Annotated in this window: 12 protein-coding genes; 9 read left to right on the top strand and 3 right to left on the bottom strand. The window is 65.6% G+C overall.

Annotated elements, in window-relative coordinates:
- The first annotated feature begins 310 nt into the window (after positions 1-310).
- The gene (locus tag QX010_RS05965; protein WP_316178227.1) at positions 311-1,234 is read left to right on the top strand and encodes a hypothetical protein; all 924 of its coding nucleotides are present in this window, start codon (positions 311-313) and stop codon (positions 1,232-1,234) included.
- 90 nt (positions 1,235-1,324) lie between these two features.
- On the opposite strand, the gene QX010_RS05960 is transcribed toward QX010_RS05965, so the two are convergent.
- Entirely contained in the window at positions 1,325-1,768 is a 444-nt protein-coding gene (locus tag QX010_RS05960) for a CBS domain-containing protein (protein ID WP_315802855.1), read from the bottom strand.
- A gap of 683 nt (positions 1,769-2,451) precedes the next feature.
- Here QX010_RS05960 and QX010_RS05955 point away from each other — a divergent pair.
- Positions 2,452-2,973 carry a protein phosphatase CheZ gene (locus tag QX010_RS05955; protein WP_315802854.1) on the top strand — a complete coding sequence of 174 codons (522 nt, stop codon included), beginning with the start codon at positions 2,452-2,454 and terminating at the stop codon, positions 2,971-2,973.
- A 173-nt stretch (positions 2,974-3,146) separates the two neighbouring features.
- On the opposite strand, the gene QX010_RS05950 is transcribed toward QX010_RS05955, so the two are convergent.
- Positions 3,147-4,481: a dihydroorotase gene (locus QX010_RS05950; protein WP_316178468.1), complete on the bottom strand. Its 1,335-nt coding sequence runs from the start codon at positions 4,479-4,481 to the stop codon at positions 3,147-3,149.
- A 198-nt stretch (positions 4,482-4,679) separates the two neighbouring features.
- Between QX010_RS05950 and QX010_RS05945 the strand changes: the two genes are divergently transcribed.
- From QX010_RS05945 to QX010_RS05915, 7 genes are all read left to right on the top strand, one after another.
- Complete coding sequence (locus QX010_RS05945; RefSeq protein WP_316178225.1) at positions 4,680-5,564, top strand: folate-binding protein; 885 nt, start codon at positions 4,680-4,682, stop codon at positions 5,562-5,564.
- Between the two features lie 9 nt (positions 5,565-5,573).
- Entirely contained in the window at positions 5,574-6,203 is a 630-nt protein-coding gene (locus QX010_RS05940) for a DNA-3-methyladenine glycosylase I (protein ID WP_316178224.1), read from the top strand.
- Positions 6,200-6,817: an HD family hydrolase gene (locus QX010_RS05935; protein ID WP_316178222.1), complete on the top strand. Its 618-nt coding sequence runs from the start codon at positions 6,200-6,202 to the stop codon at positions 6,815-6,817. Before QX010_RS05940 ends, QX010_RS05935 begins: the two co-directional genes overlap by 4 nt.
- A 1-nt stretch (position 6,818) precedes the next feature.
- Positions 6,819-7,058 carry a hypothetical protein gene (locus tag QX010_RS05930; protein WP_315802850.1) on the top strand — a complete coding sequence of 80 codons (240 nt, stop codon included), beginning with the start codon at positions 6,819-6,821 and terminating at the stop codon, positions 7,056-7,058.
- Positions 7,055-7,303: a hypothetical protein gene (locus tag QX010_RS05925; protein WP_315802849.1), complete on the top strand. Its 249-nt coding sequence runs from the start codon at positions 7,055-7,057 to the stop codon at positions 7,301-7,303. The genes QX010_RS05930 and QX010_RS05925 overlap by 4 nt, the downstream gene beginning before the upstream one ends.
- 116 nt (positions 7,304-7,419) lie before the next feature.
- The gene (locus tag QX010_RS05920) at positions 7,420-7,926 is read left to right on the top strand and encodes a tyrosine phosphatase family protein (protein ID WP_315802848.1); all 507 of its coding nucleotides are present in this window, start codon (positions 7,420-7,422) and stop codon (positions 7,924-7,926) included.
- 188 nt (positions 7,927-8,114) lie between these two features.
- Positions 8,115-10,796, top strand: a complete 2,682-nt coding sequence (locus QX010_RS05915) for a DUF2339 domain-containing protein (protein WP_315802847.1) — start codon at positions 8,115-8,117, stop codon at positions 10,794-10,796.
- 3 nt (positions 10,797-10,799) lie between these two features.
- Here the strand turns inward: QX010_RS05915 and QX010_RS05910 are convergent, their stop codons facing one another.
- A complete protein-coding gene (locus QX010_RS05910; RefSeq protein ID WP_315802846.1) occupies positions 10,800-12,485 on the bottom strand; it encodes a methyl-accepting chemotaxis protein in 1,686 nt (561 codons plus the stop codon).
- Positions 12,486-12,663 lie beyond the last annotated feature (178 nt).

The raw sequence follows: 12,663 nt of genomic DNA, 5'->3' as shown, positions 1-12,663 counted from the left end.
TCGTGACGACCGCGCGTACGCCCCTCTCGTTGAGGCGGGATGGATGGATGCCTATCACGAATTCTGCAAAAACGAAAGCACAATTTTTGCCGGCACCCGGCGGTGCGAAGGATCGTGTTGAGCCAGCGCAACAAATCCGTTTTCCGGCGCAGGCGTTCTGCCGGAGGCGCAGCAAGCCAACTGGCGCCGCATGATACCAAATCGCGCGAGTGATTTGCCCGACGTCGGCGCGCCTTCCCGGCGCGCCGCCCAAAAACCCACGCTTGTACTTCGGTCCGATTTCATCGGAGAATACACTCAGCGAACCAACATGCTCAATAAACTGCCACAACAACTTTGCAGCACGGTGGGGCATGACCTTTGGATTATCGCAATTCAACTAATCGCGGCAGCCCTCATCATGGGAGCATTGCCGCTTTGGGACATCCTTAGAGATTCCAAAAAGAATAATATCCCCAAAGAGGCAAAGCCGACATCCTCCCCTAAGCCAGAGAGATCAAATCTGATCAGCTTTCGGATGGTAAAATCCCTGCTCAGCACCGCCATGCTGCAACTGCGCGAACAAAATGCATTAGTAACCGCAGTTGCGACAGTCGTTATGGCGGCTTTCACAATTTCTCTTGCCATCGATTCCTCAAGGCAGGCCGATTCAATAAGCGGTCAACTTAACGTCATGAAAAGTCAGCTGGAGGAAATGAAAGCCCAACGCCTTGTTACTATCGCCCAACTGCGCGCCAATCTCAGGCGCGAGCAATTGGCGATCAGGCCGATAACACCTAGAGACATTGTCGGAGATCTTGCCGCAGATGACAACACTATCTACTGGGAAATCAGCTCTCACTGGACAAACGTCGGAAGCACTGATGCAAAACGTGTGATCGGATGGTGGGAAATGAAATCGTTTGACAACGGGATCAACGGCCATTTCGGCATTATGAAATCGTGCCCAGAGATCAAAACAATAAAACCGACACCCCCCTACAATGGAGTTACAATTGAGAAAGACAAGGACGTTTACCAATTTCCGAAAACACTCTCGTTAGCTGACGCAACAAGAGCTCTCCAGGGACAAACATACATTTTAGCTTGGGGACAAACTTATTACAATGACGTATTCACAAAGGCAGTTCACTACCATAATTGGTGCGTTCGGCTACTACCCAACGATCTCAAAAAGAGCATCTTCAGCCAGCCCAAAATGAGTGAGGATAGCTGGGATGAAGACGCCGGCTAGCAACCATTCACCCCATCCTGTCGACGCGAAGAGTCCGCAAAGGCCCACAAGCAAAACATCCGTGGACGGCAACGACACCGCGTTCCCCCGTCAGCCCCCGGGGCCGTCCTTCATGATGTAGCCCATCAGATCGTCCACGTCGTGCTCCAGATCCCGGATGATGTTCTTGACCACGTCTCCGATCGAGATCACGCCCACGACCTTGCCCGCGTCAAGCACGGGCAGATGGCGAAAACCACGCTGCGACATCATGGCCATGCAACTGTCCAGCCGGTGGTCCGGCCTGACCGTCACCGGGTTGGCCGTCATCACCTGGCTGACCGGCGTCTGCTTCGCATCGAGCCCGGGCAGCAGCACCTTGATGGCGCAGTCCCCCTGCGTCACGATGCCGACCAGCACGCCGTCATCGATGACCAGCACCGACCGGACCCGGTTGTCGCGCATCTTGCGCAAGGCTTCGACGACCATGTCGCCGGAACGAACATGGATCACGGCGCTACTCTTCTGGGCCAGCGCGCTTCTTACTATGCTCATCGACGTCCCCTCGTGGACCCCTGTCGTGCCCCGCCTTGATGGTCCGCCTCGAAGGATAGTCGAATTGCCTGGCCGCGTCAGCACCGCTGCCGAGGCCGAGCGCCGGCCCGTGAACCGAACGACGTCTGGGTAAGGGGCGGCCTCTTGATCCCTGGGGATTGCAGACGCCGGGGCCTGCCAGGAGGGTGGAACCGTCGGGTGCCGCCCAAATTGCTGCTCGGCAAGCGTATGTCGATCGACCCTGGCGGTCAGGTGGACAGCGGTGGCGTACCGCAGCTCCTCCCCCACGTCCGCATCGCCCCTGGCGGCGGACATTCGCCTTCATTGGCCGAGCCCCACGCGCTCATTCAGGCTCGAAGGCAGTCGTAGCGCTGGGATCCGACAGCGGACGAGGACCTGCCCAACGGCAGCCCTTGGCAACCATGTCGCGTCCGAAACCCTTCACCATTTGAAGGCTTCTGACGTCAATGAAAATGCGCCCTTAACGAAATCAGGGAAAGATGGGGAGCTAGTCTTCACCTCGCTGACCGCGGTACCTTTTCGAGCTCAAGGGGACTCTCGATAGCCGTGTCGCGAGCTGGTCCCGCAGAACCGAAATCCCTTGCCTGAAGGGCAGACCGGGGCTCGTAGCTGTCGCGTGAAGAATTAGTAAGGAAACGTTAAGGAAGAGTCGGGGATTTCGGATGATTGCGCCAGAAGAAGAGAGGATGCTGAAAACGCTCCTGGTCGAGATGTTCGCCCACATCAACAGCATGCGGCGGGAATTCGCAGCTCTTCAAGGCGACAGCAAGAACAACTTCGCGACGATGGCGGACACCCTCGACGCGATCGTCGAGAATACGGAGGTGGCCGGGAACGCGATCCTCGAAAGCATGGAGACGATCGGCACCAGCGTCACGAAGTTGCAGAAGGTCAAGGACCCGACGGCCGCAGCGGTTTGCGACGAGATCCTCGACAGCTCGAACAAGGTGTTCGAGGCGTGCGCGTTTCAGGACCTCACCGGGCAGCGGATCACGCGCGTAGTCAAGTCGTTGAAGTTCATGGAGGACCACATCAACAGGCTGGTCCGGATGTGGGGAAAAGAGGAACTGGCCCGGCTCGCCGCCGAGGTCGCCGCCCCAAGCACCGAGCCGGACTTGCTGGAGGGCCCGAAGCGGGTGGGCGTGGCGATTTCGCAAGACGATATCGACAAGCTGTTTGCTTGAACGGCCTCGGATGTCGCGGGCCAACGATCAGATCGGGCGGCGCAGCTCAGCCAATCTCGCAGCCCGGACGAACGCAGCGACCGGGCTATGCGCCCTCTCCCCTTAAGGGGAGCGGGCGCTGCATCTGGCGTCTGGCAGCCCGTCATAGCGGAGCAAACTAGCACGCAGCGCCGTTACGGCCGCAGCGTCTCCATGAAGCTGACAGGCTCGCCCGTGGCCGGCGTCAGCAGCTCGCCCTGCCACATCACGCGTTGACCGCGCACGAAGGTGCCGACCGGCCAGCCGGTGACGCGCACACCATCATACGGCGTCCAGCCGGCTTTCGAGGCAACCCATTCGTGGGTGATGGTCTCGCTGCGCTTGAGGTCCACGATGGTCAGATCGGCGTCGTAGCCGGCGGCAATGCGGCCCTTGCGGGCGATGTTGTAGATGCGGGCGGGGCCGGCGCTGGTGAGGTCGACGAAACGCTGCAGCGACAGCCGGCCGGCATTGACGTGGTCGAGCATGATGGGCACCAGGGTCTGCACGCCGGTCATGCCGGAGGGCGAGGCCGGATAGGTCTTGGACTTCTCCTCGGCGGTGTGCGGCGCGTGGTCGGAGCCGAGGATGTCGACGATGCCCTGGTGGACGCCCCACCAGATCACGTCGCGATGATCCGCCGAGCGCACCGGCGGATTCATCTGCGCGTAGGTGCCGAGCCGCTCGTAGCACTCCGGCGCCGCCAGGGTGAGGTGATGCGGCGTCGCCTCGACGGTGGCGACGTCCTTGTGGTCGCGCAGAAACACGATCTCCTCCTTGGTGGAGATGTGCAGCACGTGGATGCGCTTGCCGGTCTCGTGCGCGAGATTGACCAGACGCTGCGTGGCGCGCAGCGCCGCCTCCTCGTCACGCCACACCGGGTGCGAGCGCGGATCGTTCTCGACCCGCAAATCCTTGCGCTCGTTGAGGCGGTACTCGTCCTCGGCGTGGAACGCGGCACGGCGGCGGATCACCTGGAAGATGCGGCGAAGGCTGTCGTCGTCCTCGACCAGCAGCGAGCCGGTGGAGGAGCCGACGAACACTTTCACGCCGGCGCAGCCCTCGGCGCGCTCCAGCACCGGCAATTGCTCGACGTTCTCGCGGGTGCCGCCGATGAAGAAGGCGAAGTCGCAATGCATGCGATGACGGCCGGCTTCGACCTTGGCGGTGAAGGCCTCCTCGGTCACCGTCAGCGGATTGGTGTTGGGCATCTCGAACACGGCGGTGACGCCGCCCATCACGGCGCTGCGCGAGCCGGTTTCGAGGTCCTCCTTGTGAGTGAGGCCAGGCTCGCGGAAATGCACCTGGGTGTCGATCACGCCGGGCAGCACGTGCAGGCCGGTACAGTCGATGATCTCGGCGGCCGAGGCGGCGCCGAGATTGCCGATCTCGACGATGCGCCCGGCGGAGATACCGACGTCGCGGACACCCTCGCCGTCCTGATTGACCACGGTGCCGGATTTCAGAATGACGTCGAACCGCGCGCTCATGAAGCCCTCATAGGATTTCATTCTCCTGACAACCCCAAGACAGCTCGATCATGCTGCGCGCCTGCCCATTTGCTGGCCTCCGGCGGCACGCGAGTCTCGATCTTTAGAATGAAGCCACCGCGCGGCGGCGTTTCAGCCTTGTGGTTTATGCCTGGGCGGCTTACGTTTCAGTGCGGCCTGTCGCAAGAGGTTTTTCGAATGAAGGCGACGTTTCTCGACGACCGGGGCGTGGTCCAGGTCAGCGGCGAGGATGCACGCAAGTTCCTCAACGGTCTCTTCACCACCGATGTCACCAAGCTCCAGCCGGGTGAGGCCAGGTTTGGCGCGCTGCTGACGCCGCAGGGCAAGATCATCGTTGATTTCCTGGTGGCGCAGGTGCCGGCGACCGACGCCGGCGAGCGCTTCCTGCTCGACTGTCCGCGCGCGCTCGCCCAGGCGCTCACCGACAAGCTGAATCTCTACAAGCTCAGGGCCAAGGTTGCGGTCAGCAATCTGTCCGACCAGGTCGGCGTGATCGCGGTCTGGGATGGCGCCATCGGCGCCACGCCGGAGCCGAGCTTCGCCGATCCGCGTCATGAGAGCCTCGGCGCACGCGTCATTGCGCCGCAGGAGGCGCTGGCGGAGATCGCCGCACGGCTCGGCGCCGAGCTCGTCGATTCCGCCGCCTATGAAGCGCACCGCATCGACTGCAGCGTGCCGCGCGGCGGGCTCGACTTCATGTATGGCGACGCCTTCCCGCACGAGACCAACATGGACCGGCTGCACGGCGTCGACGTCGGCAAGGGCTGCTATGTCGGCCAGGAGGTCGTGAGCCGCATGCATCATCGCGGCACCACGCGCACACGCGCGGCGAAGGTGCTGCTCGACGGGCCGGGTCCGGAGCCCGGCACGCCGATTCTGGCCGGCGACAAGACCGTCGGCACGATGGGCTCGGCCGCCGCGCAGAAGGGCATGGCGCTACTGCGCATCGACCGCGCCGCCGAGGCATTGGAGGCGGGAACGCCGCTCACCGCGGGCGGCCTCGTTCTGCGCATCGCCGATCCCGACGCGCTGCAGGGCGCGCCCAAGCAGACGGTCGCCTGAGCCGGTCTCATGGGTCGCGCTGCTGTCGTCCATCCCGATGGCCTGACGCGCTGCCCGTGGCCGGGCAGCGATCCGCTCTATGTCGCCTATCACGACACCGAATGGGGCGTGCCGGAATATGACGACCGCGCGCTGTATGAGAAGCTGATCCTCGACGGCTTCCAGGCCGGGCTGTCGTGGATCACGATCCTGCGCAAGCGCGACAATTTCCGCCGCGCCTTCGATGATTTCCAGCCGGAGAAGATCGCGCGCTACGGCGACAAGAAGATCCACGCGCTGATGAACGATGCCGGCATCGTCCGCAACCGCGCCAAGATCGAAGGCACGATTCTCAGCGCGAAATCCTGGCTCGACATCCAGGACAAGGGTCCCGGCTTCTCCAAGCTGCTGTGGGGCTTCATGGACGGCGCGCCCAAGGTCAACCAGTTCAAGACCACCGCCAGCGTGCCGGCCTCGACGCCGCTGTCGATCAAGATCTCCAAGGAGCTGTCGTCGCGCGGCTTCAAGTTCGTCGGGCCGACGATCGTCTACGCCTTCATGCAGGCGACCGGCATGGTCAACGACCATCTCGTCACCTGCTTCTGCCACGAGACCTGCAGCGGCAAGCGCCGCGCCCCGCGCCTCAAGCCTCCCAAATGACGACTGACAAGGCCCCGAGCGGGCACGACCGCGTCTGGCAGCGCATGCTGTCCGGCCGGCGGCTCAACCTGATCGATCCCTCGCCGCTCGATGTCGAGATCGCCGACATCGCCCATGGGCTCGCGCGCGTCGCGCGCTGGAACGGCCAGACCACCGGCGCGCACATCTTCTCGGTCGCGCAGCACACGCTGCTGGTCGAGACGGTGATGCGCGCGCGCAAGCCCAACATCGATGCGAAGCTGCGGCTCGCCGCGCTGCTGCACGACGCGCCGGAATACGTCATCGGCGACATGATCTCGCCGTTCAAGGCGGTGCTCGGCGGCAGCTACAAATCAGTCGAGAAGCGGCTGCTCGGGGCGATCCACATCCGCTTCGGCCTGCCGGCCGAGATTGCCCCCGAGATCGAGCGCCAGATCAAGGCGGCCGACCGCGGCGCCGCTTTTCTGGAGGCGACGCGCCTCGCCGGTTTCTCGGACAGCGAGGCGAAGAAGCTGTTCGGCCGCGATCCCGGCCTGCCGGACGCCACCGTGACCGACTATCTGACGCCCTGGAGCGCGGCCAAGGCCGAGAAGCAGTTCCTGACCCGCTTCAATACGGTGCTGGGGGCGTGCTGAGATGCCGCTGACGCCCGAAGAGCGCCAGAACGAGCGCCTGAAGCTGCTGGCCAATTGGGCCAACACGCTGGCGACCGCGATCGTTTCGGTCGGCGTTTTCGTGCCGATTGGACAGGAAATCTATGGCTTCCTGCCGCAAAATACCGACCCGACGCTGATCTATGTGTCGGCCCCGGTTTGCTTCATGGCCGGTTTGATCCTACATTTGGTGGGGCAATGGGTCCTTGGAGGGCTCCGATGACGATGGGCCAGATCTATGCGTTGAGCATGCCGCTCGCGGTGGCCGCGATGGTGGCGCTGTACGCTCTCATCCTGCGGCGTCCGTGGGCAGAGACGGGCGCTCGACAGCCGGTCCATTCATCACAGGCACGCCGTGAGGGTCTGCGCGACGGTCTCGTGGACCACATCGAGCGGCTCAACGCGGAGATCGAGGGCAAGGCCCATCTGGTTCGCCAGGAGCTGCGGCAGCTCAAGAACACGCGCTGAGGGCTGTCGGCGCACACATGCGCCAGCCCGACGGCAGACATCCAAAACGCGCTTTTGCAAAACGCGCTTTTGCCCTTGTGCCCCCATTCGTATAATCGGGCGTTCAAAGGCTCGCCATGATCCACGTCTGCTCACTCGCCGCCCTGCCCGAGACCGTGCGCCTGACCGGCGCCAGCCACGTGCTGACCATCATGGCCAATGTCGAGCAGGTGCGGCGGCCGGAGACGATCCGCCCCGAGAACCATCTGCGGGTCTCGGTCGACGACATCACCGAGCAGCTGCCGGGCTTCATGGCGCCGAGCGAGGATCACGTCGCCCAGGTGCTGGAGTTCGTGCGCGGCTGGGATCGTGCGGCGCCGCTGGTGATCCACTGCTATGCCGGCATCAGCCGCTCCACCGCGAGCGCCTTCGCCGCGGCCTGCGCGCTCAACCCCCATCGTGACGAGCTCGATATCGCCTGGGCGATCCGGCAGGCCTCGCCGATCGCCTCGCCGAACCGGCTGATCGTCAGCCTGGCCGACAGGGCGCTGGGCCGCAACGGCCGCATGGTGCGCGCGCTGGACGCGATCGGGCCCGGCGCCATGATGGTCGACAGCGCGCCGTTCCGGATCGATCTGGACTGAGTTGCGGCGCTGCGTAGCCGCATACCGGCGCGCTTTGAACTTATGTTCCGCGGTTTGACACAGAGGGAACGACGGCCATCGTGCGGCCCGCCGGAGCAGTTGGCCGATTCGCCGGGGTCCGCAAGGGCTCGCAGCTTCCCTCCACCCGTGACGCCTCCCGGCGGCATCGATTTCAGGATTTCCGCGTGATGTTCGATTGGCCCCTGGATTGGATCGCCCTGCTGGTGGCGTTCGCGGCGCTCGCCTTCGCGCGACGGACGTCCGACCGATTGGCCGAGGTGCAGGCACGGCTGGCCAAGCTCGAGGCCGCCCCCCCGATCGCGGCCGCGCCGGTGGTCGCGCCGCCGCTCAGCCCGCTTCAGGAGCCCGCTGAAGCCCCGCCAATGCCGCCTCCATTGCCGGAGCTGACCGAGCCTGCTCTCCAGCCCGCGGCGCTGGCGAGCGACGCAGCGGCCGATCAGCCGCCGCTCGTGTCCCCACCACCCGTGCCGCAGCCCGCGGCCGGCTTCGAGGAGCGCATCGGCACCCGCTGGGTGGTGTGGATCGGCGGGCTGACCCTGGCGCTCGGCGGCTTCTTCATGGTGCGCTACTCGATCGAGGCCGGCCTCGTCGGCCCCGAGGTGCGCGTCGCGCTCGGCGCGCTGTTTGCGGCCGCGCTGCTCGCGGCCGGCGAATGGACGCGGCGCAGGGAGAGCATCTCGCAGATCGCGGCGCTGCCGATCGCCAACATCCCGGCGATCCTCACCGCGGCCGGCACGGCGGTCGCCTTCGCCACCATCTACGCGGCCTACGCACTCTACGACTTCCTGCCGCCCGCGATCGCCTTCGTGCTGCTCGGCGTGGTCGCGCTGGGCACGCTGGCGGCGGCGCTGCTGCACGGCCCGGCGCTGGCCGGGCTCGGCCTCGTCGCGGCATTCACGACGCCGGTGCTGGTGTCGACCGGCGAGCCGAACTACTGGGCGCTCTACATCTACCTCGCCATCGTCACCGCAGCCGCGTTCGCGCTGGCGCGCGTGCGGCTGTGGCGCTGGCTCGCGATGACCACGATCGGGCTGTCGTTCCTGTGGACCCTGCCCGGACTCGACGCGGGCATCGAGACGGTGGCGCCGCACGTCTTCCATGTCGTCACCGGCCTTGCACTGGCCGCGCTGATCGTGGTCTGCGGCTTCATGTTCGGGCCCGCAGCCGACAATGACGAGGTCGAGCCGATCTCGTCAGTGGGGCTCGCCGTCTATCTGCTCGGCGCCATGCTGGTTGTGCTCGCGAGCTTCCATGACGGCCTGGCGCTGATCGGCTTCACGCTGCTGGTCGCGGCCACGCTGGCGGTCGCCTGGCGCGCGCCGAGCGCAGCCGGCGCGGTGGCCGCCGCCGCTGCGACCGTGTTCCTCGTGTTCGCCGAATGGGCGCTGCGCGACAATCCGGACCTGCTGGTGCTGCCCGGCGGCGCGCTGCCGGGAATGGGACCGAACCCGCTCGGCGCATCGGTCACCTCGCATCTGGTCACGGCGGCAATCTTCGCGCTCGGCTTCGGCGGCGCCGGCTTCCTCGCGCAGGGACGCTCGCACAACGCCGCCGTGCCGGTGGTGTGGTCGGCGGCCGGCGTGTTCACGCCGCTGGCGCTGCTGGTCGCGCTCTACGCGCGCATCGCCCATCTCGACCGCTCGATCCCGTTCGCGATCGTCGCCGTCGTGCTCGCCGCCGCGTTTGCCGTCGCCACCGAGGCGCTGACGCGGCGCGAGGAGCGTCCCGGCCTCGGTGTCTCGATCGCGCTGTTCGCGACCGGCACGCTGGCCGCGCTGGCGCTGGCGCTGACCTTCGCGCTGGAAAAAGGCTGGCTGACGATCGCGCTGGCGCTGATGTCGCTCGGCACCGCCTGGATCTACGAGAGCCGGCCGATCCCGTTCCTGCGCACGCTCGCGGCCGTCTTTGCCGGGCTCGTGGTGCTGCGCATCGGCCATGATCCGCGCATCGTCGGCGCCGATGTCGGCACCACGCCGATCTTCAACTGGCTGCTGTGGGGCTATGGCGTTCCGGCGGCGTCGTTCTGGGGCGCGAGCTATCTGATGCGCCGCCACGGCGACGACGCCCCCTTACGGGCGGTGGAGGCCGCCGCGATCCTGTTCACGACCCTGCTCGCCTTCCTGGAGATCCGCCACGCCGTCAATGACGGCGACATGCTGGCGGTGCCGTCGCTCGCCGAGATCGGCCTCGACGTCTGCGTGGCCCTGGCGCTGGCGATCGGCCTGGAGCGGCTGCGGGAGCGCAGCGGCAGCATCGTGCACAACATCGGCGCCGTGATCCTCGCCGGATTCGCCGGCGGCGCCACCGTGCTCGGTCTGCTGATGTTCGAGAACCCGATGATCTCGGATGTCGCGATCAAGGGCGGCCTGCTCAACATCCTGATCCTGGCCTATGCCTTCCCGGCGGTGCTGATGCTGCTGCTGTCCTACGCGGTCGCAGGCCGCCGTCCGCCCGGCTACGGCAATACGCTGGCCGCGGGCGCGCTGATCCTGGCGCTGTCCTATGTCAGCCTCGAGATCCGCCGGATCTATCACGGCCCCGATCTGACGGCAGGGCCGACCAGCGCCGCCGAGCAGTACACCTATTCGATCGCCTGGCTCGCCTTCGGCGTGGTGCTGCTCGGGATCGGACTCATCGTGCAGTCGCAGCGCGCGCGTCTGGCGTCCGCCATCGTGATCGCGCTGACGATCCTGAAGGCGTTCCTGGTCGACATGTCGGCGCTGACCGGCGTGTGGCGCGCACTGTCGTTCATCGGACTCGGCCTGGTGCTGGTCGCGATCGGCTGGCTGTACCAGAAGGTGCTGTTCCGGCGGCAGCAGCAGGCGCCGCCGGCTCAGCCGGCGCAGTGACGATCAGGCGGCCCTGACCGACTGCAGGAACGAGGCGACCTCGCGCTTCAAGCGGTCGCTGTCGGTCGCGAGCGACTTGGCGGCGCTCAGCACGTGCGAGGACGCCGAACCGGTCTCGGTGGCGCCGCGCTGCACGTCGACGACGTTGGACGACACCTGCTGCGTGCCATGCGCGGCCTGCTGGACGTTGCGCGAGATCTCCTGCGTCGCCGCGCCCTGCTCTTCGACGGCCGCCGCGATCGCCGAGGAGATTTCCGACAGCTTCTCGATGGTGCCGGAGATGTCGCGGATGGCGCCGACCGATTCCTGCGTTGCCGCCTGGATGCTGCCGATCTGCTGGCCGATCTCGCCGGTCGCCTTGGCGGTCTGCTCGGCCAGGGCCTTGACCTCGGAGGCGACCACCGCGAAGCCGCGGCCGGCGTCGCCGGCGCGGGCCGCCTCGATGGTGGCGTTCAAGGCGAGCAGGTTGGTCTGGCCGGCGATTGAGTTGATCAGCTCGACGACGTCGCCGATGCGTGCCGCTGCCTTCGACAGCTCGCCTACGCGATCATTGGTCTGGCGGGCCTGCGAGACGGCCTCCTGCGCCATCCGCGCCGATTCCTGCACCTGGCGGCTGATCTCGGTGATCGACGACGACAGCTCCTCGGTGGCCGAGGCCACCGACTGCACGTTGGTCGAGGCTTCCTCGGACGCTGCCGCGACCTGGGTAGAAATTTCCTGCGAGCGGGTCGCGGTCGATGACAGTGCGCCGGCGGAGTGCTCGAGCTCGGTCGAGGCGGACGACACCGTCTGCACGATCTCGCCGATCGTCGTCTCGAACTGGCGGGTGATGTTGTCGACGCGGCGGCCGCGCTCGATCTTGGCCTCGGCGTCGGCGGCGGCGCGCTCGTCGGCCTCCTTCTTGGCGATCAGGGCCTCCTTGAACACCTGCAAGGTGTCGGCCATCGCACCCATTTCGGTCGGCTCGCCGCGGTGTGGCACCTCGGCCGAAAGATCGCCCTGCCCGAGCGCCTGCATCGGCCTGATGATCGAGGCGATGCCGGCCGAGACGTCCTGCACGAGGTAGAAGCCGACGCCGATGCCCGCAGCGATCGTCGCGATCAGGATGGTTGCCATGATCCAGAAGGCGCTGTTGTAGCCATCGACAGCCTCCTGAGTTGCCGTTGCTGCGCCCTTGTCGTTCAACTCGATCGCCTTGATCAGAAGATTCTCGGACTCGGCCGACGCAACGCCGGTGCCCCTGAACAGCCCCTCGATGTCATCAGGCAGGCGGCCGACGCTGTTGCGGGAGACATCGAGGACCTTGTCGGCCTCAACCGTGTATTTTTCCCAAGCCTTCTTCCAGGCCTCGTACAGCCTGTGCTCCTCGGGGTCCGAGATCAGCGGCTCATAGGTCCGGATGTCCTTCCTGACGTTGTCGAGCATGGCCGCCATTCGCTTGTCGACGTTCGCCTTGGCCTCCGCCGACAGCGCCATCACGTGGGCGCGAAGTGTGAGCCGGTAGACGTTGATGTCGGCACGCAGCGCCCCGAGCACCCGCACGCTGGGAAGCCAGTTTGTGGCGATGTCGACGGTGCGGACGTTGATCGACTGCATGCTGCGCACCGCGAGCAGGCCAAGCCCTGACATCGCCACCAGCATGAAGGCGATGACCGCGATGATCTTCAGACGAATGGAAAGCCTGGACACGTCCTGATCCTCCGAGGGAAAGCATCTCGCTGTCGGCCGCCTGGAGGGAGGCCGGCTTCCGCGGTGACCGACCGCGCCGCGGTGGAGACGAAAAAGCGGCACCTGCTGGGGAGCAGGGTGCCGCCGATTACCGCAAAGTTCCGTTAATGCTGAACGTCGTATGACTACGGGACGCGAT

Source organism: Bradyrhizobium sp. SZCCHNRI1009, assembly GCF_032487575.1.
Classification (GTDB): Bacteria; Pseudomonadota; Alphaproteobacteria; order Rhizobiales; family Xanthobacteraceae; genus Bradyrhizobium.
The sequence above is the reverse complement of the archived record's forward strand: the minus strand, read 5'-3'. Positions and strand labels throughout refer to the sequence as shown.